Source organism: Pararhizobium sp. A13 (genome assembly GCF_040126305.1).
In the GTDB taxonomy this organism is placed as follows: domain Bacteria; phylum Pseudomonadota; class Alphaproteobacteria; order Rhizobiales; family Rhizobiaceae; genus Pararhizobium.
Genome location: NZ_CP149510.1, coordinates 2,143,507 through 2,164,098, shown reverse-complemented (window position 1 = coordinate 2,164,098; position 20,592 = coordinate 2,143,507). Strand labels below are relative to the sequence as shown.

25 protein-coding genes and 1 pseudogene are annotated in these 20,592 nt (G+C 60.4%); 8 read left to right on the top strand and 18 right to left on the bottom strand.

Annotated features, from left to right (window positions below; all coding sequences use genetic code 11):
* The first annotated feature begins 65 nt into the window (after window positions 1-65).
* Window positions 66-677, top strand: a complete 612-nt coding sequence (locus WI754_RS10430; RefSeq protein ID WP_349437642.1) for a GNAT family protein — start codon at window positions 66-68, stop codon at window positions 675-677.
* A complete protein-coding gene (locus WI754_RS10425; RefSeq protein ID WP_349437641.1) occupies window positions 677-3,589 on the top strand; it encodes an EAL domain-containing protein in 2,913 nt (970 codons plus the stop codon). The genes WI754_RS10430 and WI754_RS10425 overlap by 1 nt, the downstream gene beginning before the upstream one ends.
* Window positions 3,590-3,641: 52 nt before the next feature.
* Here the strand turns inward: WI754_RS10425 and WI754_RS10420 are convergent, their stop codons facing one another.
* The 3 genes from WI754_RS10420 to WI754_RS10410 form a co-directional block, all read right to left on the bottom strand.
* Entirely contained in the window at window positions 3,642-4,718 is a 1,077-nt protein-coding gene (locus tag WI754_RS10420) for a putative zinc-binding peptidase (protein WP_349437640.1), read from the bottom strand.
* Window positions 4,719-4,937: 219 nt separating this feature from the next.
* Window positions 4,938-5,129 (bottom strand): CsbD family protein, encoded by a 192-nt coding sequence (locus WI754_RS10415; protein WP_349437639.1) that lies wholly within the window; start codon window positions 5,127-5,129, stop codon window positions 4,938-4,940.
* A 117-nt stretch (window positions 5,130-5,246) separates the two neighbouring features.
* Window positions 5,247-5,846 (bottom strand): YqgE/AlgH family protein, encoded by a 600-nt coding sequence (locus WI754_RS10410; protein WP_026204120.1) that lies wholly within the window; start codon window positions 5,844-5,846, stop codon window positions 5,247-5,249.
* 196 nt (window positions 5,847-6,042) lie between these two features.
* On the opposite strand from WI754_RS10410, the gene WI754_RS10405 reads away from it, so the two are divergent.
* On the top strand, window positions 6,043-6,861 hold the full coding sequence (locus WI754_RS10405; RefSeq protein ID WP_349437638.1) for a protein-disulfide reductase DsbD domain-containing protein: 819 nt from the start codon (window positions 6,043-6,045) through the stop codon (window positions 6,859-6,861).
* Window positions 6,862-6,955: 94 nt separating this feature from the next.
* Complete coding sequence (locus WI754_RS10400) at window positions 6,956-7,441, top strand: peroxiredoxin (protein ID WP_037124501.1); 486 nt, start codon at window positions 6,956-6,958, stop codon at window positions 7,439-7,441.
* A 45-nt stretch (window positions 7,442-7,486) separates the two neighbouring features.
* Here WI754_RS10400 and WI754_RS10395 read toward each other — a convergent pair whose 3' ends face one another.
* Window positions 7,487-8,245 (bottom strand): SDR family oxidoreductase, encoded by a 759-nt coding sequence (locus WI754_RS10395; protein ID WP_349437637.1) that lies wholly within the window; start codon window positions 8,243-8,245, stop codon window positions 7,487-7,489.
* 86 nt (window positions 8,246-8,331) lie between these two features.
* On the opposite strand from WI754_RS10395, the gene WI754_RS10390 reads away from it, so the two are divergent.
* Window positions 8,332-8,640 (top strand): helix-turn-helix domain-containing protein, encoded by a 309-nt coding sequence (locus WI754_RS10390; protein WP_349437636.1) that lies wholly within the window; start codon window positions 8,332-8,334, stop codon window positions 8,638-8,640.
* A 63-nt stretch (window positions 8,641-8,703) separates the two neighbouring features.
* Here WI754_RS10390 and WI754_RS10385 read toward each other — a convergent pair whose 3' ends face one another.
* Complete coding sequence (locus tag WI754_RS10385) at window positions 8,704-9,183, bottom strand: SRPBCC family protein (protein ID WP_349437635.1); 480 nt, start codon at window positions 9,181-9,183, stop codon at window positions 8,704-8,706.
* Complete coding sequence (locus WI754_RS10380; protein WP_349437789.1) at window positions 9,180-9,524, bottom strand: metalloregulator ArsR/SmtB family transcription factor; 345 nt, start codon at window positions 9,522-9,524, stop codon at window positions 9,180-9,182. The genes WI754_RS10385 and WI754_RS10380 overlap by 4 nt, the downstream gene beginning before the upstream one ends.
* Window positions 9,525-9,741: 217 nt before the next feature.
* Between WI754_RS10380 and WI754_RS10375 the strand changes: the two genes are divergently transcribed.
* The 3 genes from WI754_RS10375 to WI754_RS10365 all read left to right on the top strand — a co-directional run bounded on the left by WI754_RS10375 (window position 9,742) and on the right by WI754_RS10365 (window position 12,438).
* Entirely contained in the window at window positions 9,742-10,404 is a 663-nt protein-coding gene (locus tag WI754_RS10375; protein WP_349437634.1) for a peroxiredoxin, read from the top strand.
* Window positions 10,405-10,450: 46 nt separating this feature from the next.
* A complete protein-coding gene (locus WI754_RS10370) occupies window positions 10,451-11,488 on the top strand; it encodes an MBL fold metallo-hydrolase (protein ID WP_349437633.1) in 1,038 nt (345 codons plus the stop codon).
* Window positions 11,489-11,637: 149 nt separating this feature from the next.
* Window positions 11,638-12,438 (top strand): DUF1194 domain-containing protein, encoded by an 801-nt coding sequence (locus WI754_RS10365; protein ID WP_349437632.1) that lies wholly within the window; start codon window positions 11,638-11,640, stop codon window positions 12,436-12,438.
* 53 nt (window positions 12,439-12,491) lie between these two features.
* Here the strand turns inward: WI754_RS10365 and rnhA are convergent, their stop codons facing one another.
* From rnhA to WI754_RS10305, 12 genes and pseudogenes are all read right to left on the bottom strand, one after another.
* Window positions 12,492-12,935, bottom strand: coding sequence for a ribonuclease HI (gene rnhA, locus WI754_RS10360; RefSeq protein ID WP_349437631.1), 444 nt, complete (start codon window positions 12,933-12,935; stop codon window positions 12,492-12,494).
* Window positions 12,932-13,912, bottom strand: coding sequence for a homoserine kinase (locus WI754_RS10355; RefSeq protein ID WP_349437630.1), 981 nt, complete (start codon window positions 13,910-13,912; stop codon window positions 12,932-12,934). Before WI754_RS10355 ends, rnhA begins: the two co-directional genes overlap by 4 nt.
* 184 nt (window positions 13,913-14,096) lie before the next feature.
* Entirely contained in the window at window positions 14,097-15,107 is a 1,011-nt protein-coding gene (gene ispH / locus WI754_RS10350) for a 4-hydroxy-3-methylbut-2-enyl diphosphate reductase (RefSeq protein WP_349437629.1), read from the bottom strand.
* Window positions 15,108-15,110: 3 nt separating this feature from the next.
* Window positions 15,111-15,476, bottom strand: coding sequence for a DUF1304 domain-containing protein (locus WI754_RS10345; protein WP_349437627.1), 366 nt, complete (start codon window positions 15,474-15,476; stop codon window positions 15,111-15,113).
* 47 nt (window positions 15,477-15,523) lie between these two features.
* Window positions 15,524-16,294: an SURF1 family protein gene (locus tag WI754_RS10340; protein ID WP_349437626.1), complete on the bottom strand. Its 771-nt coding sequence runs from the start codon at window positions 16,292-16,294 to the stop codon at window positions 15,524-15,526.
* On the bottom strand, window positions 16,263-16,646 hold the full coding sequence (locus WI754_RS10335) for a DUF983 domain-containing protein (protein WP_349437625.1): 384 nt from the start codon (window positions 16,644-16,646) through the stop codon (window positions 16,263-16,265). The genes WI754_RS10340 and WI754_RS10335 overlap by 32 nt, the downstream gene beginning before the upstream one ends.
* 127 nt (window positions 16,647-16,773) lie before the next feature.
* The gene (locus WI754_RS10330) at window positions 16,774-17,070 is read right to left on the bottom strand and encodes an addiction module antidote protein (RefSeq protein ID WP_349437623.1); all 297 of its coding nucleotides are present in this window, start codon (window positions 17,068-17,070) and stop codon (window positions 16,774-16,776) included.
* A 294-nt stretch (window positions 17,071-17,364) separates the two neighbouring features.
* Window positions 17,365-17,706: pseudogene (gene tnpA / locus WI754_RS10325) on the bottom strand (IS200/IS605 family transposase); the annotation flags it as partial.
* A gap of 169 nt (window positions 17,707-17,875) precedes the next feature.
* A complete protein-coding gene (locus WI754_RS10320; protein ID WP_349437622.1) occupies window positions 17,876-18,754 on the bottom strand; it encodes a cytochrome c oxidase subunit 3 in 879 nt (292 codons plus the stop codon).
* Window positions 18,755-18,818: 64 nt separating this feature from the next.
* Window positions 18,819-19,427: a cytochrome c oxidase assembly protein gene (locus tag WI754_RS10315; protein ID WP_349437621.1), complete on the bottom strand. Its 609-nt coding sequence runs from the start codon at window positions 19,425-19,427 to the stop codon at window positions 18,819-18,821.
* A gap of 12 nt (window positions 19,428-19,439) precedes the next feature.
* Window positions 19,440-19,580, bottom strand: a complete 141-nt coding sequence (locus tag WI754_RS10310) for a hypothetical protein (RefSeq protein WP_349437620.1) — start codon at window positions 19,578-19,580, stop codon at window positions 19,440-19,442.
* Entirely contained in the window at window positions 19,580-20,536 is a 957-nt protein-coding gene (locus WI754_RS10305) for a heme o synthase (RefSeq protein WP_349437619.1), read from the bottom strand. The genes WI754_RS10310 and WI754_RS10305 overlap by 1 nt, the downstream gene beginning before the upstream one ends.
* Window positions 20,537-20,592: the final 56 nt, after the last annotated feature.

Sequence of the window (20,592 nt, the reverse complement as noted above, 5' to 3'; positions counted from 1 at the left end):
CGGGCGTTCTTCGAGCGCCCGGCACTCTCGCATCACGGCAACACCCACGCCCTGCGGAGGCTTATATGACACGATCGGTCTTTCGGTTTCTGTCACGGCAGCCGGATCCGGTCGAGATTGCCAATGCCACGCATTTGCTGCGCTTGCCGAAGATATCCGACTACCGGCAATGGTACCGGGTGCGCAGCGAAAGCCGCGCCTTTCTCGAGCCGTGGGAGCCGACCTGGCGCGCCGACGAAATGACCGAGAGCGCCTTTCGCACCCGCGTCATCCGCAACGAGCAGGAATTTGCGTCCGGCCAGGCGGTGCCGCTCTTCATTTTCCTGCGCGCCGAGGACCAACTGATCGGCGGGCTGACCATCGGCTACATCCGGCGGGGTGCTGCCCAGTGCTGCATGATCGGCTATTGGATGGGTGAATGTTATGCCGGCAAGGGCCACATGGCGCAGGCCGTCAAACTGGCCATTCCCTACATCTTTTCGACCCTTCAGTTGCACCGCATCGAAGCAGCCTGTATTCCCGAGAACCACAGAAGCATCCGGCTCCTTGAAAAGGCCGGGTTTCAGCGCGAAGGCTACTTGCGGGAATACTTGAAAATCAACGGGCAATGGCGGGATCACCTCATGTTCTCCCTTCTCTCGCAGGACAGCGTGCCAACTAAGAATTTGAGTGATTGATGTCTTTGAACTGCCTGCCGCTTCACCCCTCAGCACGAAGGCTCCTGGCGCTTCTGGTCGCCATGATGGCCGTGGTCTGCCTGATGGGGAGCGGTGCGGCATTTGCCACGGAACCCGTCAAGATTTCGCGCGAGGACACCGCACTTGACCTGACGGCGACGACGGAAATCTATACCGGCCGCGGCGAAGCCTTCCAGGTCTCGACCGCCCCCGGCACGGACGGCATCGTCCGGCGCATCGAGGTGCGATCGAGCGCCGAAAACCACCAGGGCGACTGGGCCGTTTTCGCACTCGCCAATGTTTCGGAAGAGCAGCTGGAGCGCGTCATCGTTGCCCCGCACTTCCGTCTGGTGAATTCCAAACTGTTCTGGCCGGACCTCGGCTCGCAGCGCCTTCTGTCGATCACCCCGAGCGAAGGCTTTGCGCTCGACCGGCTGCCGAGCGATGAAGCGGACGTGTTTCGCATCACGCTCAACCCGGGCTCCGTCATCACCTTCGTTGCCGAACTGGCGGGACCCGACCTGCCACAAATCTATCTCTGGCAACCGGACGCCTACAAGGACACGGTCAACGCCTTTACCCTCTATCGCGGCATCGTGCTCGGCATTGCCGGCCTGCTCGCGGTGTTCCTGACCATTCTCTTCGTGGTCAAGGGAACCTCGATGCTGCCCGCGACGGCCGCGCTTGCCTGGGCCGTGCTCGGCTACATCTGCGTCGATTTCGGTTTCCTGTCGAAGCTGATCAGCATTACCGCAGGGGATGAACGCGTATGGCGGGCGGGGACGGAAGTGTTCCTCGCCGCCGGACTCGTGATCTTCCTGTTCACCTATCTCAACCTCAACCGCTGGCACCAGCATCTGAGCTATGCGACGCTCGCCTGGATTCTTGGCCTTGGGCTGCTGTTCGGCGTCGCCATCTATGACCCGGCGATCGCATCGGGTATCGCGCGGCTCTCCTTCGCGCTGACGGGGACCTGCGGCATCTTCCTGATCGCCTATCTCGGCTTCAACCGCTACGACCGGGCAATCCTGCTCGTGCCGGCCTGGCTCCTGATCCTCGTCTGGCTGTTCGGCGCCTGGCTGACGGTCACCGGCCAGCTTGCCAATGACATTGTCCAGCCTGCGCTCGGCGGCGGTCTCGTGCTGATCGTGCTCCTGATCGGCTTCACGGTCATGCAGCACGCCTTCGCCGGCGGGGCCTACAGCCAGGGTCTTTTCTCCGATCTCGAACGCCAATCATTGGCACTGACCGGCTCGGGCGACACCGTCTGGGACTGGGACGTGGCGCGCGACCGCGTCGTCACCATTCCCGACATCTCGGCGCAACTCGGCCTTTCGCCCGGCACCATGCACGGCCCCGCCCGCAACTGGCTGCCACGTCTGCACCCCGACGACCGCGATCGGTTCCGCGCAACACTCGACGTCCTGCTGGAGCATCGCAAGGGGCGGCTCAACCACGAATTCCGCGTCCGCGCCGAGGACGGTCATTACCACTGGCTATCGATCCGCGCCCGGCCGGTGCTGGGGGCCAATGGCGAAATCATCCGCTGCGTCGGCACCATCGTCGATATCACCGAGCAGAAGAACTCTGTCGACCGCCTGCTGCACAACGCGCTTCACGACAATCTGACGGGATTGCCGAACCGGCAGATCTTCCTCGACCGGCTGCAATCCATCCTGTCGCTGGCGCCGGGTTCAAGTGTTGTCCGGCCGACCGTGTTGGCGATCGATATCGACCGCTACAAGCAGGTCAACGACGTGCTCGGCATCGCCGCCGGCGACAACATTCTGATCGCGCTGACCCGCCGCCTGCGCCGACTCCTGAAGCCGCAGGACACGCTGGCCCGCCTCGGCGGCGACGAGTTCGGCCTGATCCTGATGTCGGAGCGCGACCCCGCCAAGGTCGCCGATTTCGCCGATGCGGTTTCCAAGGCGATCATGGTGCCGCTCAATTTCGGCAACCGCGAAATCAGCCTCACCGCCTCGATCGGCCTCGTTTCCTGGGTCGACCAGCAGGAAAATGCCGCAGGCTTGCTCGACGATGCGGAGCTTGCGATGTTCCGGGCCAAAAAGGCGGGCGGCAATCGCGTCGAGCCTTTCCGCCCTGCCTTCCGTGCCTCGGGCACTGATCGCCTGCAACTGGAAAACGACCTTCGCCGCGCCATCGAGCGCAAGGAACTGAGCCTCGTCTACCAGCCGATCGTACGCCTGGCGGATGCCGAGATCGCCGGCTTCGAGGCCCTGATGCGCTGGGAGCATCCGAAACGCGGCAGTATCTCGCCATCGGAGTTCATCCCGATCGCCGAGGGCTCCGATCTCATCAACCAACTCGGCATGTTCGCCTTCGAGAAGGCGACCAGCGACCTGACGGAATGGCAACTCCAGACAGGCGACCTGCCGATCTTCGTCTCCGTCAACCTGTCGAGCGCGCAGTTGCTCAACAACGACCTGCATGACGATGTCCGGGCGATTTTGAACAAGAACCATTGTGATCCGAAGAAGGTGAAGGTGGAGCTCACCGAATCCCTCGTGATGGAAAACCCCGAGCAGGCCCGGCTGGTGCTTGAAAAGCTGAAGGATGCCGGCCTGAAACTGGCGCTCGACGACTTCGGCACCGGCCACTCCTCGCTTGCCTACCTGACCCGCTTCCCCTTCGATACGATCAAGATCGACAAGGCGCTGGTGAAGGATCCGAGCGACAAGCGCACCATCTTGCTCCGCTCCGTCATCACCATGGCGCGCGAACTCGACATGCAGGTTGTCGCAGAAGGCATCGAGTCCGAGGAAGATGCCATCCAGCTGGCCCAGATGGGTTGCGATTTCGGCCAGAGCTTTCTCTTCGGCCCGCCAATCGGCTCGGAATCGATCCTGCGTCTGTTGAAAGAGCGATTTCCATTGATGAAGCGGGCGTAGCAAGGCAGTAGGCAGTAGGCAGTAGAATATGCTTACGTGCCAGACCCGTTGCCTATCGCTCGTAGGCGGAGCCTGCCCGCCTTATCAGCCGGTTGATGAAACCGAGCTTGTGCACCACCGGTGGCGAAAGCACGAAGGGATAGCTGTCGGGTTGGCCCATGCTGCGCTGGATGCTGTTCAGAGCGACGCTCAAGGGGATCCACGCGTCGATCAGCGTCTGCGCATCCGAGGCGCGATAGGGATCGAAATCGACCTCCGCCGCCATGCGCTCGTAGCGCCGTGGTTCGGTCGAAAGTCCGAAGGAATGCGCCGTTTCCAGCGTATCGACGATATGGAGGAAATGTGCCCAGCATTCGGCGAAATCCTCGGCCGGATGGCTGCTGGCATAGGCGCTGATGAAGCGTGCCTGCCAGTCGACGGGGGGCCCCTGCTCGTAGTTGCGGCGAAGCGCCTCGGCATAGTCCGCCCGTTCGTCGCCGAACAGCGACCGCGCCTCGTTCAGGGTCTGGTCATCGCGGACAAGCTGGGCCCAATAGAAGTGACCGATCTCGTGGCGGAAATGGCCGAGCAGCGTGCGGTAAGGCTCGTTCATCGACACGCGCACGCTTTCGCGGGTGGCATCATTGGCTTCCGCCGCGCGCAGGCTGATCAAGCCGTCTTCGTGCCCCGTCATGGCCGGCACCAGATTGCCGTAGACATCAACCTCGTCAGCGAGAAAATCGAAGACAAGCCCGCCCTGCGGGTCAACGTCACGTCCCGGTCGCGGCAAATTCCAGCGCAGCAGGGAATAGAACAGATGCCGCTGTGCCTGGCCGATCTTCTGCCAGCGGGCGAGCCCCTCCGGATTGTCGGTGACCGGTACGATGCGGTTATAGCGGCAGGCCTGGCAATAGACGTGGTCGTCGTTGGTCGAGATCAGCCAATTGCATGTATCGTGCGCGGCATTGGCGCAGAACCGGACATCCGCCTCTTGGCGCGACGGCACCTGCCACAAGTCGCCGCCGGCCGGCGTCAGGGCCTGGATCGCCATGGCCTCCGGCAGGAAGCCGAGGCGCGAGCCGCAGTTGATGCAAACACGGTTGTCGAAATGGACCGGGTTTCCGCACTTGCCGCATTCGTAAAGTTTCATGAAAGAACGTCCGCCCAATGGTCAGCATGCGTCGAAGAAATCGAATGCGCTATTTCAAAAAAATAAAACACCCACTCCCGCAGAGGAATGCCCGCCGGCGCGAAGCACAGCGGGCATCGGCGCTGAAATCTTCCGTCCAGTTGAACCCGTCAGGACAGTCGATCCGCGCACCTTGAAGCCGCCGCCATCTCATTGACGAGCGAGGGGCGGCAAACGGGATTACATGCGATCAACGACGCCCTTCACCGCGCTCTTGGCCTTGCCAGTCGCTGACTGGACCTTGCCCTTGGCTTCCTGGCCTTTGCCTTCCGCCTGCAGCTTTCTGCTGCCGGTTGCCTTGCCGGCCGCCTGTTTGGCCTTGCCTGCGGCCTGGTTGGCTGCGCCGGAAATCTTGTCGGAAGTGCTGCCCATGATCAGTCTCCTTGAAAGGTTGAGGACAGGACCAAGCGTCGTGTCCTTGCGTTCAGAAAACGGAAGGCAGGTCAAATTGTTCCGGCAAAAAGCCGCAAGGGCGGAAAAATCCGCCGGTCAGGCGTGACCGGCATCCATGGACAGCATGGCCGGAGAAACGCCCATCAGCGCCAGCGCCCGGTCATATTTGTCGCCGAGATCGCGGTCGAAGATCAGTTCCTCGCTCGCCGGGCAATTCAGCCAGCCATTGCTGGCGATCTCGCTTTCCAGCTGGCCGGCACCCCAGCCGGCATAGCCGAGCATCATCATCGCCTTGGAAGGCCCCTCGCCGCGCGAGATCGCTCGCACGATATCGAGCGTCGCCGTCAGGCAGATGTCATCGCTGACCGGAATGCTGGATTCGCTCAGGTAATCGTCGGAATGCAGCACGAAGCCGCGGCCGGTTTCGACGGGCCCACCTGTCTGGATCTGGAAGTTGCGGGTGATGGTCGGCAAGCGGATCGCTTCTGCCTGATCGATGATCTGCAGGTGAAGAAGCACATCCGGAAAGGTCAATTGCTGCGGACGGTTGAGCACGAAACCCATGGCACCGTCACTGGAATGGGCGCAGATGAAGATGACCGTGCGGGCAAAATTGCTGTCGAACATGCCGGGCATGGCGATCAGGAACTGACCGTCTAGCAAACCGCGCTCGCGTTTCTTCTGGAATGTCGCCATCATGGTATCAGCCTTCTGGGTCAAATGAAAAGCGTTTCCCACCCCTCGTTTTTTTGGTTTTTGAGGCTTTTCTTGGGTTTCCTGGTTTCGCCTCCATCAAGAGAAAATGATCCGGAGGTGAAAGCCGGCATCTTTAAACCATGCCCCAAAACCGATAAGCCTCATCCTCATGAAACATCATCGTCTCCTAGAGAATGTGACTCATTTGGCGGCGCTGGCAAGCCTTGTCGGATATTTTTTTACTGTCCCCCCAGCCGATGCTGCGCAAAGCGAATGGGTTCAGGCTGAGGGCGGCGCTATCCGTATCGTCGCCGGCGGACAACAGCCGGACGGGACGATCCCCGCCATTCTCGACATCCGCCTGAAGCCCGGCTGGAAGACCTATTGGCTGGATCCCGGAGCAAGCGGCATCCCGCCGCAGGTGAGCATCGACCCGAAGGACGGCATCTCCTTTTCCGGAATGCGCTTTCCCGCACCGAAGAGCTTTGGCGACGGTGTCGGACGCTACACCGGTTACGATAAATCCGTGGCCTTTCCGCTCCTGTTGAAGAGCGAGACGAGCGGCGACCTGTCCCTCAAGGCCTCCGTCTTTCTCGGTATCTGCAAGGACATCTGCATCCCTGTCCAGGCCAACCTCAGCCTTTCGTTGCCGGAAGGTGCTGCGGAAAATCCACTCGATGAGGCCCGGATTGAAGATGCCGTTGCCGCCTTGCCGGCGCAACCGTCCGAAACGTTCAAGGTCAAGGCCGCGTCCTTCGATACCGCCGGCAAGCGTCTTCGTCTGTCGCTGGTGACCCCGGCTGCGTCGGCCGAAACACCACCCGAACTCTTCCTCGCCGGCCCGCCCGGCTACAGCTTCGGCACGCCCGAAAACGTCGCCGTAGCGAACGGCGAGTTTACCGCCGAAGTGCCGGTGCGGGTTCCCGCAAAAGGCGGCGGGCTGAAGAGCGGATCGGTCCTGCTCGTTGCGAAGTCCGGCGAGCGCAGCATGGAAACCCCGCTTGCCTTTGACTGAGGCAAATCTATATTCCTTCCCAACCCAACGGAGCGCCCGACGCAACGGAGCGACTGCGCTTCCGCCTTTCCGAAAAGCCTCAAGGAGTAAGACCGTGACCATTTCTGTCGGAGACAAGCTGCCTGCCGCCACCTTCAAGGAAAAGACCGCCGATGGCCCGGTCGAAATCACCACCGATCAGCTGTTTGCCGGCAAGAAGGTCGTGCTGTTTGCGGTTCCCGGCGCCTTCACGCCGACCTGCTCGCTCAATCACCTGCCCGGCTATCTGGAAAACCGCGACGCGATCCTTGCGCGCGGCATCGACGACATCGCCGTCGTTGCCGTCAACGACCTGCACGTGATGGGCGCTTGGGCAACTGCGTCCGGCGGCATGGGCAAGATCCACTTCCTCTCCGACTGGAACGCCGCCTTCACCAAGGCGCTCGGCATGGACATCGACCTTTCCGCCGGCACGCTCGGGGTGCGCTCGAAGCGCTATTCGATGCTGGTGGAGGACGGCGTCGTGAAGACGCTGAACGTCGAGGAGAGCCCCGGCCAGGCAACCGTTTCGGCTGCTGCGGCCATGCTGGAACAGATCTGAGGCAAAACGGCCGGCTCCCCTTCATCGGAGCCGGCCGTTTTCAGTTCATACCTGGGTCATACCGCCATCGACGCTCAGTTCGATGCCGTTGACATAGCCGGCGTCCGCCGAGGCAAGAAAAGTTACCGTAGTCGCGATCTCTTCCGGCTGAGCGACGTAGCCAAGCGGCACGGCCTGTTCGGCATGGCTGTGTAGGGCGGCGATCTGCTGCTCGTCCATCTTCAAGCCGTTTTCCAATATTGGCGTGCGCGTCAGTCCGGGGCTGACGGCGTTGACACGGATTTTTCGCTCCTTGAGATCATTGGCAAGCGTTCGGGCGAAAGAGCGCACAGCCGCCTTCGACGCATTGTAGAGGCTAAGCTCCGCCATCCCCTTGTTGGCAACGATCGAGGCATTGAGCACGACGGACCCGCCATCCGGAACGAGCGGCAGAAGCGTCTGCACGGTGAAAAACAGGCCTTTGACGTTGATATCGAAGGTCTTGTCGAATTCGGCCTCGGTCGTTGCGCCGAAGCTGTTCTTTTCCGCGATGCCGGCATTGGCGAAAAGCACATCGACATTGTCACCGCGCTCCTCGATTTCCGCCTTGAGCTTCTCAATATCGCCGATATTCGAGACATCCGAGACCACCGGAACGGCGCGCACGCCGAGCACCTCTACCGCAGCATCGAGGCTCTTGCGCGTGCGCCCGGTGACATAGACGCGCCTTGCCCCTTCTTTAAGAAAGGCGCTCGCCGTCGCCAGACCGATGCCGGTCGAGCCGCCCGTTACAACCACTACCCGATTATCAAATCTCTTCGTCATACACATTCCTTCCTTATTTCCGTATTACGGTATTTCGAAATTACCGAAATATTGAAGCCTGTCAATCGATGTGTTATCTGCGGTTCATGAGCCAGTTCTTTCATCCGTCGCGAAATGACATAACCCTAACCGGCGTCATGACCGCGCTCGGAGACCCGACGCGGCTGGCGATCGTAAAGACGCTTTACTGTTCAGCGGACGGCAGGAATTGCGGCGAAGCGGCCGCCCCCTTTCCCGACATGGCACGCTCGACCCTTTCGGGGCACTTCCGGGTCCTGCGAGAATCAGGCGTCATTCAGACCACCAAGAAGGGTGTCGAGAATATCAACGTGGTCCGTCTCGACGATCTCGAAGCCCGCTTTCCGGGACTTTTGGCAAAAGTCATGTCCTATTGACGACGCGGCCAGAGCGGCGCCCAAAATAATGCCCGAGCGCCGCCGGCCCGACGACGCCGACCCTCACCCCGCGCGGTGTTCGACGAGTTTGGCGAGTTGCTCGACAACGGTGCCCCAGCCGTCGTAGAAGCCCATTTCCGCGTGCATGTTCCGGTCCGCATTGTTCCTGTGCATCACATGGGCGGTATATTCCGTGCCGTCCGGGTGATTCTGCAGCGTGATAATCGCCGTCATGAAAGGCTGTTCGGCAGGCCGCCACCCCCCGACCAGCGCGTTGGTAAAGACGATCCGCTCGCCATCGGCGATGTCGAGAAAGCAGGCGTCCAGATGCGGCGCGAAGTCGCCGCCGTCCTCGCTGATGCGGGTGACGAACGCGCCGCCCGGGCGCATGACCATGTCCACGACCTTGCACCTGGCCGGTGCCGGGATCCACCATTGTTCAAAGCTGGCAGGATCGGTCCAGGCGCTCCAGACGAGCGAACGCGGTGCCCTGATGACACGGGAAATCGTCAGATCGAACTCGGGATTGAAAGATCGGATCATTGTGTTTCTCCCTTCTTTTGAGCGGCGATGACAAACTGCTCAAGCCTGTCGGTGCGGCCTTCCCAGAGGCCGCGCTGTTCGGTGAGCCACGCTTCGACCGCGGCAAACTGCTTCTTCTCGATGACGCAGGTCCTGACGCGACCTTCCTTGCGCGTCCGGATCCAACCGCTGCCCTCAAGATAATGGATGTGTTTCATGAAGGAGGGCAAAGCCATCTCGAACGGCCTTGCGAGATCGCTGATGCTTGCCGGCCCCCTGCCCAGCCGCGCCAGCACGGCGCGACGGGTTGGGTCGGCCAGCGCTTGAAAAATGCCGTCAAGTCGATCCGAATACTGTTCCATAAGGCTAAGTATCACCCCTAAACACTTAGCGCAAGAGCTAACTAAACCTCCTACGCCTTCACGCAGCCTGGAAAGGTAGTTGTTCAAGCACCGCGACGTTGCAAGGAAAGGTCAGGCACCCTTACCGATATTTCGCTTTTCCTAATTTATCAAAAGGCGCAAACTGTGCGCCGTGTGTGCTTGTGGTGAGCATCGCTTCAAGATTAGGGGGAGTATCGTGACACTTGCAATCAATGATCTCGCGCCGGATTTCGCGGCCGAAACCACCGAAGGTAAGATCCAGTTTCATGATTGGATCGGCGATTCCTGGGTTGTGCTTTTCTCGCACCCGAAGGATTTTACGCCGGTATGCACCACCGAACTGGGTTACATGGCCCGGATCAAACCCGAATTCGACAAGCGCGGCGTGAAAATCGTCGGCCTGTCGGTCGATCCGCTGGACCGTCATTCCGGCTGGGTGAAGGATATCGAGGAGACCCAGGGCGCCGCACCAAACTTCCCGATGATTGCCGACACCGACTACACCGTGTCGAAGCTCTACGGCATGCTGCCGGCTGCGGTATCGGGCGATCCGACCCAGCGCACTCCGGCCGACAACCAGACCGTACGCAATGTCTTTGTCATCGGCCCGGACAAAAAGATCAAACTGATCCTCGTCTATCCGATGACCACCGGCCGCAATTTCGACGAGGTGCTGCGCGTGATCGACTCGCTGCAACTCACCGCCAAGCACAAGGTCGCCACGCCGGTAAACTGGAAGCAGGGTGAAGACGTGATCATCGCCGGCTCGGTGACGGACGATGATGCGAGGAAGCAATACCCGCAAGGCTGGCGCGCGCCCAAACCCTATATCCGGATCGTGCCGCAGCCGCAGGGATAAGGGCGATGCACCGGACCAGCGCAAGAGACGCGCAAAGGAGCGGCCGGTGATCTTCCGTCAGCTCTTCGACAGCGTGTCCGGCACCTACACCTACCTCATCGCCAGCCGGCATGGCGGCGAGGCGCTGATCATCGACCCAGTTCTCGAAAAGGTCGATCGCTACCTGCAGCTGGTGCGGGAGCTTGATCTGAAGCTCGTCAAGGCCGTCGATACGCATCTGCACGCCGACCACATCACCGGGCTCGGTGCATTGCGTGACCGCACGCACTGCATCACGGTGATGGGCGAGCAGACGCTGGCCGACGTGGTCTCTATGCGCGTGACGGAAGGCGACCGGGTTGCGATCGAGGGCCTGAGCCTCGACGTGCTCTACACGCCCGGCCATACGGATGATTCCTATTCCTTCCTCATGGGCGGCCGGGTGTTCACCGGCGACACGCTGCTCATCCGCGGCACCGGGCGCACCGATTTCCAGAATGGCGACCCGCGCCAGCAATATGATTCGATCTTCAACAAGCTGCTCAAATTGCCGGACGAGACGCTGGTCTTTCCGGCCCATGACTACAAGGGCGATACCGTTTCGACCATCGGCGAGGAGAAACGGTTCAACCCGCGCCTCAGGGTTCAATCCGTCGACGAATATGTCGACATCATGAACAATCTGAACCTGCCCAACCCGAAGATGATGGATGTGGCCGTGCCGGCCAATATCCATGTCGGCCTTCATCAGGAAGAGATCGCGCGTAAGGGCTGGGCCGTTTCGGCGTCCGAGGCATTGGCACTGAGCGGCCGCCCCGACATCGCGATCGTCGACCTGCGCGAGAAGGCGGAACGCGAAAAGCATGGCACCATTCCGGGTGCCCTGCACGCGCCCTATCCGGAACTGCAGGAAAACATCGGTAGGGGCGGCATGCTGCATGAGCTGGCGGCGGCCACCGGCAAGCGGATCGTCTTCTATTGCGCCTTCGGCGAGCGCTCGGCCATGGCGGTCGAGGCCGCGCAGGATGCAGGCCTGACGAGCGCCTGCCACATCGAGGGCGGCATCGACGCCTGGAGGAAAGCGAACGGGCCGGTGGTCCGCTAACCGGCCCGCCGGCTTGGTGGTGACCTGCGGCCGGCGCGACGTTGATCGCCGGGGGCAATTCTGTTGAGCCCGTGCTTGGCTGGGCCACGTTTCATTGTGGCGGACGCCTCACCAGATCGCTCTCTTCAGTAGCCAAGTGGATTGCCGCAATGAAACCGCGATGGGCGCTTTTTGCTACTTTTTGTCTTCTAGGGGGAAGTGCGTCTGCCGAACAATATTCTGTTGCCGTAGATCTGGAACTGGTTATCGCCGTTGATGTCTCTTACTCAATGGAAATCGATGAGCAGCGTATTCAACGGGAAGGTTATGTGAACGCGTTTCGCAGGCCGGAGATCGTCAGAGCCTTGCGGCGCGGACCGCTCGGCAGGATTGCGGTCACCTATATCGAGTGGGGTGGCTCGGCTGTCCAAGTCGTGCCCTGGACCCTGATTGACGGCTCGGGGACCGCGGCAGAGTTTTCCGAGATGTTGCGCCAACAGCCGATCAGGCGAATCTCCTTCACGTCGATCTCCAACGCGCTTGCGTTTGCACGAAAGCTCTTTCAAACCAGCCCATTTCGAGGGAGCCGACGCGTGATCGATGTATCCGGCGATGGACCCAACAATGCCGGAGTTCCAGCGCCGGTCGCCAGAAATACGACCATCGCTCAGGGCATCGTCGTTGACGGTCTTCCAATTGTGTTTACGACCGCGCCGGATTCGGCAGCGATCCGGGACCTCGATGTCTATTATCAGGAATGCGTCATCGGCGGAGATGGGGCATTTTTATTGAAAGTAACGAATATGTCCCAATTTGCCGAAGCTATCCTGCGCAAGCTCACTATCGAGATTTCAGGACTGGAGGTAAGCCGCCGCCTGAGGCGCCAAATGGGACTGATACAGGTTGAATACCCTCAACCCTACAATTGTTTTATCGGCGAAGAGATGCAGGAGCGTTCTATTGGAAAATAGCCCATCCCGCTTCGGTCCCGTGGCGATGGACGGTGAAAACCTCCGCTTTTCCCTCACCGCTTCTTCTTGAACGGTTCCATGCCCTTGCGGGCCAGTTCGTCGGCACGTTCGTTTTCCGGGTGGCCAGCATGGCCCTTGACCCAGTGCCAGGTGACCTTGTGGCGCTGGTTGGCGGCATCGAGCGCCTGCCAGAGCTCGCCGTTCTTCACTGGTTTCTTGTCGGCGGTCTTCCAGCCGTTCCGCTTCCAGCCGTGGATCCACTTGCCGATGCCGTCCATGACGTATTTGCTGTCGGTATAGAGATCGACTTCGCACGGGCTCTTCAAGAGGGTCAGCGCGCTGATCGCCGCCAAAAGCTCCATGCGGTTGTTGGTGGTCTCCGGCTCGCCGCCGCAGATATCCTTTTCCACCTCGCCATAGCGCAGCACCGCGCCCCAGCCGCCCGGTCCAGGGTTTCCGGAGCAGGCGCCGTCGGTGAAGATATCGACATGTTTCATGCGGGCTGGGTCTCGTGGGTCAGGCCATATTCAGCGGCAGTTGCGACGGACCGATGGAACTGCAGCTTCTTCAGATATTCGAGCGGGTCCTTCTTGACCACCAGCGCGCCGGGCGGCGTCGTCAGCCAGTCGTAGAGCCTCGTCAGGAAAAAGCGCAGCGCCGAGCCGCGTGCCAGAAGCGGCAGCGCCTCGATCTCGGCTGCAGTCAGCGGCCGCACGCTCTGATAGCCCGACAGTAGCGCCATGCCCTTGGTCATGTTGAAGGCGCCGTCCTTTTCAAAGCACCAGGCGTTCAGGCAGACGGAGGCGTCATAGGCCAGGAAGTCATTGCAGGCGAAATAGAAGTCGATCAGGCCGGAGAGCTCGCTGCCGAGGAAGAAGACGTTGTCCGGGAAGAGATCGGCGTGGATAACGCCTTCCGGCAGGTCCTTCGGCCAATTGGCTTCGAGGAAATCGAGCTCAGTGGCGATCTCGTTCCTGAGGCCAGCCTGCACCGCGTCGGCGCGCTCGCGCGAATTGTTCCAGAGCGGCCGCCAGCCGTCGACGGACAACGCGTTGCGGCGGCGGATCTCGAAGCCTTCGCCCGCCAAATGCATTGCCGCTAAGGCCTTGCCGACCTCGCGGCAATGATTGGCGTCGGGCTTGCGCAGCCACATGCCTTCGAGGAACGAGATGACAGCGGCCGGCCGGCCGGAAAGCTCGCCGAGCAATTTGCCGTCGGCACGCGGCAGCGGCAGCGGGCAGGAAAGCCCCTTGTCGGCCAGATGATGCATCAGTCCTAGGAAGAACGGCAGGTCGTTCTGGTCCACCCGCTTTTCGTACAGCGTCAGGATGTAGGAACCCTTGGTCGTGTGCAGCAGGAAATTGGTGTTTTCCACGCCCTCGGCAATGCCCTTGTAGGAGGTGAGCCGGCCAACGTCATAGGCTGCCAGAAACCGGGCAAGATCGTCTTCCGTGATGTCGGTGTAAACTGCCAAGGCCTGTTCTCGCGGTTGTGAGTGTTGAAATTGTTTTGCCGGGGCATGGATCCTCGGGTCAGGCCCGAGGATGACGGAGCGACGGAGCAATCGCAACGGTAACGGCTGGCTTGAGAATGGCAGGAAACCCAAGGTCGTCATCCTCGGGCCTGACCCGAGGATCCATGCCACCTGCCCTCATAGCCTAATCTCCATTCACGAACGCCATATCCTGGGTCGTCAGCGGCACATGGCGAAGCTCGCGGTTGACGAGGAAGTTCTCGGTCTCCTCGACCGTATCGGCAAGCTCCACCGACGCATCGTAACGCTCGCGAAAAGCCTCGATGATCTCGTTGACGATGACTTCCGGCGCCGACGCGCCGGCCGACAGGCCCACCGTAGAGATATCGCCGATCGCATCCCAGTCGATTTCCGACGCGCGCTGGACAAGCACGGATTTTTTCGCGCCGGCCCGGAGGGCAACCTCGACCAGCCGCTTGGAATTGGAGGAATTCGGCGCACCGACGACGAGGAAAAGGTCGCAGCCGGGCGCGGCCTGCTTCACGGCTTCCTGGCGGTTTGTCGTGGCATAGCAGATCGAATCGGCCGCGGGAGCCGTCAGGTTGGGAAAGCGCTCATGCAGCCGCTTGATGACGCCGGCCGTGTCATCGACCGACAGCGTCGTCTGGGTGACGAAGCCGAGATTGTCTGGATCCGGAGGCACGTAATTGTCCGCATCCTCGACCGTCTCGATCAACGATACGGCGCCTTCCGGCAATTGCCCCATGGTGCCGATGACTTCCGGATGGCCGGCATGGCCGATCAGCACGACATGGCGGCCGAGGCGCTGGTGGCGCATTGCCTGTTTGTGGACTTTGGAGACCAGCGGGCACGTCGCATCGAGATAGAACAGATTGCGGCTCTCTGCATCGGCGGGCACCGACTTCGGCACACCATGAGCGGAAAAGACCACCGGCTGCTTGCGATGTTCTTCGGGGATCTCGTCGAGCTCCTCGACGAAGATCGCGCCTTTGGCTTCAAGCCCCTCGACGACATAACGGTTGTGAACGATCTCGTGGCGGACATAGACGGGCGCGCCATATTCCTTCAGCGCCAGAACGACGATCTGGATCGCCCGGTCAACACCGGCGCAAAAGCCGCGCGGGCCGCAGAGGCGGATGGTGATCGGTTTCTTTGCGATGAGAGAAGACGCCATTTATCAGGATGCCAGAATAGTGAATACAAGTGCCAGGATCGCCGGGCCACCCTGCACCAGCAGGATGCGCGGCTTGACCGACCACGCGCCATATATAGCGGCAACGATCACGCACACAAGGAAGAACAGTTTCAGTTGAAAGGCAAATTCCGCCGGCGAAGCCACGAGCGACCAGACAAGGCCAGCGGCCAGGAACCCGTTGTAAAGTCCCTGATTGGCCGCCAGCACCTTCGTCGCCTGTGCCTGCTCTGCCGACATGCGAAACACTTTACGTCCCTGCGGCCCGGTCCAGAGAAACATTTCGAGCACGAGAAAGCCGATATGCATCACGGCGGTCAAGGCAATCAGGATCGTGGCGATGATAGTCATGAGCTCCCCCAGCAGTCGTTATATGCGTTGAAGGCAACGCCTCCGAATTATTTCTTCCGCCGGAGGATGAACACTCCGGTGACAGCGACCAGCGCCGCGGCCAGGCCATACCATGTGACGGCATATTGCAGATGGTTGTTCGGCAGATCGAATTGCGTGACGCCGCCGATCGGCATGCCGCCCGGATTGGGCGTTGCGTCTGCATCGACGAAGAACTGGACAGTGCGGGCCGGATCAAGACCGGCGCTCGATGCCATGACGTCAAGATCCTTCCAGTAAAAGATGTTCTTGGCGATATCATTGTCCGGCACCACCCAGGACGGCTTCTCGGTGAGTTTGACGCGAGCAAGACCAGTGACGGTCTGTTCGCCGGTCAATTGCCCCTGCTTGCGCATCTCCGGCTCCTTGCGCTCGAAGGAGACGAAGCCGCGATTGACGAGAAGGACGCGGCCATCGGCGAGCTCAAGCGGCGTATAGACATAATAGCCAGTCCGGCCCTCGTAGGTCGCGAAGAAGTGCCGTTCTTTATTGTTGAGATAGGTGCCGCTGACCCGTACCGTGCGGTAGTCGATGTCCTCGCCGGCCTTGGTCATCGCCTCGATCGCGGCCAGATCGACCGGAGGTGCTGCGCGGCGCTCAGTGATTGCCGCCAGCAGACCCTCTTTCCAATGGAGCCGCTGCATCTGCCATGTGCCGAGCGACAAAAGGATGGCGAGCGCGATCAGAACGAGCACAACGCCCGCCGCGCGGCCGATCAGCCTGCCGCCGTCTCTTCCGCTTGCAGTCTCAGCCACGATCGATCTCGCCTTGGCGCGCATTGTTGCGGAATTGCAGGGTAATCAGGATGCCCTTGAGCATGCGCATCAGCACGAGGCTGAAGGTGGTGGCAAGCGGGATCCAGAGCAGGAAATGCACCCAGAGCGGAGGATTGATGTTGACCTCCATCCACAGAGCCGCGCCAACGACGACGAAGCCGACGATCAGGATGACGAACACCACCGGACCGTCGCCGGAATCGGCGAACGTGTAGTCGAGACCACAGCTGGCGCAGGCCGGTTTCATCTTCAGGAACCCGTCGAACAGCTTTCCCTGGCCGCAGCGCGGGCAAAGCCCCTTTATCCCGGCCTTGACCGGATCGACCGGCGGGAAATGTGCGCTGTCTTCGTTCATCTGTTCTCTTTCCGATAGCTGGCTACAGTGACATACGAGGCTCACCAACTACCTAGCGCCCGCAAAAGGCGGCGTCCAACGCAAAAACTGCGACAAAGATGCCGCGCCGCGACCTCAGGCTTGTACGTCAAGCGGAGGGCTCATTGGCGGCGACGATCGTCATCTTCAAACCGAGCGTATTGACGATCTTGTGCAGCGTCTCAAAGCGGGCCTTCGATCCTCCACGAAGAGACTTATAGAGGCTTTCGCGACCAAGCCCTGAGGCCTTGGCGATCTCGGCCATGCCGCGCGCTTTGGCGACATCTCCGAGCGCGGCGATGAAGACATCCGGATTTTCGTCTTCCATGGCGGCGGCGAGGTATTCTGCGACGAGTTCGTCATCGTCCAGAAACTCGGAGACATCGAATCTTGAGATCGTTGTCATGATTTATCCTTCTGAAGATCTTTTGCCATCTTCAAGGCGGCGGCGATGTCGCGCTTCTGGCTGGATACGAGCATAGGCTTTTGTATCCGACGGGATACATTTCGTCAATCCAATCGAAGGTCCCAACAAAGTCATGACCTCCACCAGAGGTGGAGGTTTGAAACGCTGCGCGTGAACCACGAGAAGTGGTTTTGTTAGCGCTTAGTAGCTACGATTGAAGTGGTCGGCAAAGTCGGAAGCTTTGTCGGCCTTTTCCTGATTACGGATGTATTGTCTGACGACCTGCTCATTCTAGCCCGTCGTCGAGACGAAATAGCCGCGTGCCCAAAAGTGATACCCCTTATATCGCCGCTTGCGGGCATATTTGTTGGCAACATAAAGAGCGGTCTTGCCTTTCAGAAAGCCGACAATATGCGCCACCGAGTATTTCGGCGGGATCGATATCAGCATGTGCACATGGTCGGGCATCAATTGGCGCTGCTCGATCTGGCAGCCCTTTTGCAGCGCCAGCCGACGTAAGAGTTCACCCAACTCACGCCGTACGTCCCCGTAGAATCTTTTCGTCCGGTATTTGCTGCCAAAGACCACATGATATTTGCAGTCCCAGGTCGCATGTGAGAGCGATTGGTCATCCATATAACCTCCATGCTCGAATGTCTTGGCCACGCCAATGGTTCAAGCAGGAGGTCTCTCAACTACCGTGTAGAACTCGTCCAGTCCTCCACCGTAGGTGGAGGTTTACTTTGCATGCAATGAAAACGGCCGCATCTCTGCGGCCGTCTGAAGACGTAACTCTACTGATCGATCAGCCGTGGGCGAGCGGTGCGCCCCAGCCGCCCCAGACGTAGATCGAGAAGAACAGGAAGAGCCAGACCACGTCGACGAAGTGCCAGTACCAGGCGGCAGCCTCGAAGCCGAAATGGTGCTTCGGGGTGAAATCGCCCTTGACCGCGCGCAGCAGGCAGACGAGCAGGAAGATCGTGCCGACCAGAACGTGGAAACCGTGGAAGCCGGTCGCCATGAAGAAGGTCGCGCCGTAAATCGAATCCTTGAAGGCGAACGGCGCGTGGGCATATTCGTAGGCTTGGACGGTCGAGAACAGGATGCCGAGCAACACGGTCAGCGTCAGGCCGCTGACAAGACCCTTGCGGTCGTTGTGCAACAGTGCATGGTGCGCCCAGGTCACGCAGGTGCCCGAGAGCAGCAGGATCACGGTGTTGTAGAGCGGCAGGTGCCAGGGATCGAGAACCTCGATGCCCTTGGGCGGCCAGACGCCACCGGTAAAGGCGGCACGCGTTGCCTGGATGGCCTCGCCCGAAAAGAGGCTGGCATCGAAGAAAGCCCAGAACCAGGCGACGAAGAACATCACTTCCGAAGCGATGAACATGATCATGCCGTAGCGCAGGTGCAGCGACACGACGCGGGTGTGGTGGCCCTCATGCGCTTCCTTGATGGTGTCCGACCACCAGCCGAACATCGTGTAAAGCACGACGACGAGACCGATGAAGAAGACCCAAGGGTTGGCAAGCTCGAGGCCGAACATCTTGAACGAACCACCGGCCAGATAGCGCATGTAGGCAACGCCGCCGAAAGCCATGATGAAAGCGCCGATCGAAGCCAGAAGCGGCCAGGGGCTCGGGTCGATGATGTGGTAGTCGTGGTTTTTCTGATGCGCACCGGCCATGTGATAATCCCCGATAAGTCTTTCTCGTGTCGTCGCTTCCGGCTTAGCCGAAAACGGTGATCTGTCAAAGTTTGTTGTCAGTCTCCGCCGGCTTCACCGTCAGACCGGCAATCGGCTTCGACGGTTCGCGGGGGTAGAACGTGTAGGAAAGCGTCAGCGTATTGATGCCCTTGGTTTCGACCGTATTGACGATCTCCGGATCGACGAAGAACACCACCGGCATCTCCATCTTTTCACCGGCTTGCAGCGTCGTCTCGGTAAAGCAGAAGCACTGCACCTTGTTGAAATAGGCACCGGCTGCCATCGGCGTGACGTTGAACACCGCCTGACCAGTCGTCGGCTTCTTCGACAGGTTCGTCGCCTCGAACTCCACCTGCACCGTCTCGCCGATCTTCAGTTCGATCTCGCGCTGCACCGGCTTGAAGTCCCAGGGCAAGCCGGATGCCGTGTTGGCATCGAACGTCACCTTGATGGTCTTGTCGAGGATGACATCGGAAGCCTGCTCGACGCGCTTCGTCGTGCCGTTGTAGCCGGTCACCTTGCAGAACATGTCGTAGAGCGGAACGGCGGCATAGGCCATGCCGACCATGCCGAACACGAAGGCGACGCAGGACGCGACGATGACGCCGTTTGCCCGGTCCTTCTTCTGGTCTGCCTTGTTCGCCGTTGTCATGATCTTTTGATCCTACTGGACCATGCCGTTGCTGAACTTGATCAGCGTCACGACATAGAAGACCGCAACGAGACCAAAGAGCACGAAGCCGAGCGCGATGTTGCGGCCGCGGCGCGATTTCTTCTGGGCGTCCGTCAGCGTCACGAGTTCCATCAGGCAACCTTTCCGGCAGTGAGCCACAGCGTGGTAATCAAATGATCGACCATCAACGCGGAGAAGATCGCGAAGAGATAAAGGATCGAGAAGGCAAAGAGTTTCTTGGCCGGGATCATCTTCTCGTCGCCCTCCGGCATGCCGTGAACGCCGATCGAGTACCAGATGAAACCGAGGCCGAGACAGGCAGCAAAAATGCCGTAAACGGTGCTCGCGAAACCGAGTGCGGTCGGCACGACGCCGATCACGGCAGTCAGCACCGCATAGATGACGATCTGGTTCTTGGTCGTCGCCTCGCCGCAGACATTCGGCATCATCGGCACGCCGACCGCGCCATAGTCGCGCATCTTGAACAGCGCCAGCGCCCAGAAATGCGCGGGAGTCCACAGGAAGGTGATCAGAAAGAGCACAATGCTTTCGATCGAAATTCCATTCGTCACGCAAGCCCAGCCGATCATCGGCGGGAAGGCGCCGGCGGCACCGCCGATGACGATGTTCTGCGGCGTCGAGCGCTTCAGCCACATCGTGTAGATGACGACATAGAAGAAAATCGTGAAGGCGAGCAGCCCGGCCGACAGCCAGTTGACGACGATGCCGAGAATGCAGACGGAGAAGGCCGACAGCGTCAGGCCGAAGGCGAGCGCCTCGTGCGGAAGGATCTTGCCCGCCGGGATCGGCCGCTTGGCCGTGCGGGTCATCACCGCATCGATATCGGCGTCGTACCACATGTTGAGGGCACCGGAGGCTCCGGCGCCCACGGCGATACAGAGGATCGCGATGAAGCCGATGAAGGGATGAATGTGGCCCGGCGCCAGCACCATGCCGGCAAGCGCGGTGAATACCACCAGCGACATGACGCGCGGCTTCAGGAGCTCAAAGAAATCGCGCGCACTGGCTTCGGAAAGACGGGCGCCGCCTTCCGTGCCGATTGCTTCGTGATTGTCGATGACCCTCATGTCCTGTCCTTGAATTCGTCCGCCGCGTATCCCGCGCCGTCTTGCCGGTTCTCCCC

What these genes read in the sequence shown, in the direction of transcription:
- WI754_RS10430 (WP_349437642.1), top strand. Translation starts at nt 66, where the DNA reads ATGACACGATCGGTCTTTCGGTTTCTGTCACGGCAGCCGGATCCGGTC.
- WI754_RS10425 (WP_349437641.1), top strand. Translation starts at nt 677, where the DNA reads ATGTCTTTGAACTGCCTGCCGCTTCACCCCTCAGCACGAAGGCTCCTG.
- WI754_RS10420 (WP_349437640.1), bottom strand. Translation starts at nt 4,718, where the DNA reads ATGAAACTTTACGAATGCGGCAAGTGCGGAAACCCGGTCCATTTCGAC.
- WI754_RS10415 (WP_349437639.1), bottom strand. Translation starts at nt 5,129, where the DNA reads ATGGGCAGCACTTCCGACAAGATTTCCGGCGCAGCCAACCAGGCCGCA.
- WI754_RS10410 (WP_026204120.1), bottom strand. Translation starts at nt 5,846, where the DNA reads ATGGCGACATTCCAGAAGAAACGCGAGCGCGGTTTGCTAGACGGTCAG.
- WI754_RS10395 (WP_349437637.1), bottom strand. Translation starts at nt 8,245, where the DNA reads ATGACGAAGAGATTTGATAATCGGGTAGTGGTTGTAACGGGCGGCTCG.
- WI754_RS10390 (WP_349437636.1), top strand. Translation starts at nt 8,332, where the DNA reads ATGAGCCAGTTCTTTCATCCGTCGCGAAATGACATAACCCTAACCGGC.
- WI754_RS10385 (WP_349437635.1), bottom strand. Translation starts at nt 9,183, where the DNA reads ATGATCCGATCTTTCAATCCCGAGTTCGATCTGACGATTTCCCGTGTC.
- WI754_RS10380 (WP_349437789.1), bottom strand. Translation starts at nt 9,524, where the DNA reads ATGGAACAGTATTCGGATCGACTTGACGGCATTTTTCAAGCGCTGGCC.
- WI754_RS10365 (WP_349437632.1), top strand. Translation starts at nt 11,638, where the DNA reads ATGAAACCGCGATGGGCGCTTTTTGCTACTTTTTGTCTTCTAGGGGGA.
- rnhA (WP_349437631.1), bottom strand. Translation starts at nt 12,935, where the DNA reads ATGAAACATGTCGATATCTTCACCGACGGCGCCTGCTCCGGAAACCCT.
- ispH (WP_349437629.1), bottom strand. Translation starts at nt 15,107, where the DNA reads ATGGCGTCTTCTCTCATCGCAAAGAAACCGATCACCATCCGCCTCTGC.
- WI754_RS10345 (WP_349437627.1), bottom strand. Translation starts at nt 15,476, where the DNA reads ATGACTATCATCGCCACGATCCTGATTGCCTTGACCGCCGTGATGCAT.
- WI754_RS10340 (WP_349437626.1), bottom strand. Translation starts at nt 16,294, where the DNA reads ATGCGCGCCAAGGCGAGATCGATCGTGGCTGAGACTGCAAGCGGAAGA.
- WI754_RS10335 (WP_349437625.1), bottom strand. Translation starts at nt 16,646, where the DNA reads ATGAACGAAGACAGCGCACATTTCCCGCCGGTCGATCCGGTCAAGGCC.
- WI754_RS10330 (WP_349437623.1), bottom strand. Translation starts at nt 17,070, where the DNA reads ATGACAACGATCTCAAGATTCGATGTCTCCGAGTTTCTGGACGATGAC.
- WI754_RS10320 (WP_349437622.1), bottom strand. Translation starts at nt 18,754, where the DNA reads ATGGCCGGTGCGCATCAGAAAAACCACGACTACCACATCATCGACCCG.
- WI754_RS10315 (WP_349437621.1), bottom strand. Translation starts at nt 19,427, where the DNA reads ATGACAACGGCGAACAAGGCAGACCAGAAGAAGGACCGGGCAAACGGC.
- WI754_RS10310 (WP_349437620.1), bottom strand. Translation starts at nt 19,580, where the DNA reads ATGGAACTCGTGACGCTGACGGACGCCCAGAAGAAATCGCGCCGCGGC.
- WI754_RS10305 (WP_349437619.1), bottom strand. Translation starts at nt 20,536, where the DNA reads ATGAGGGTCATCGACAATCACGAAGCAATCGGCACGGAAGGCGGCGCC.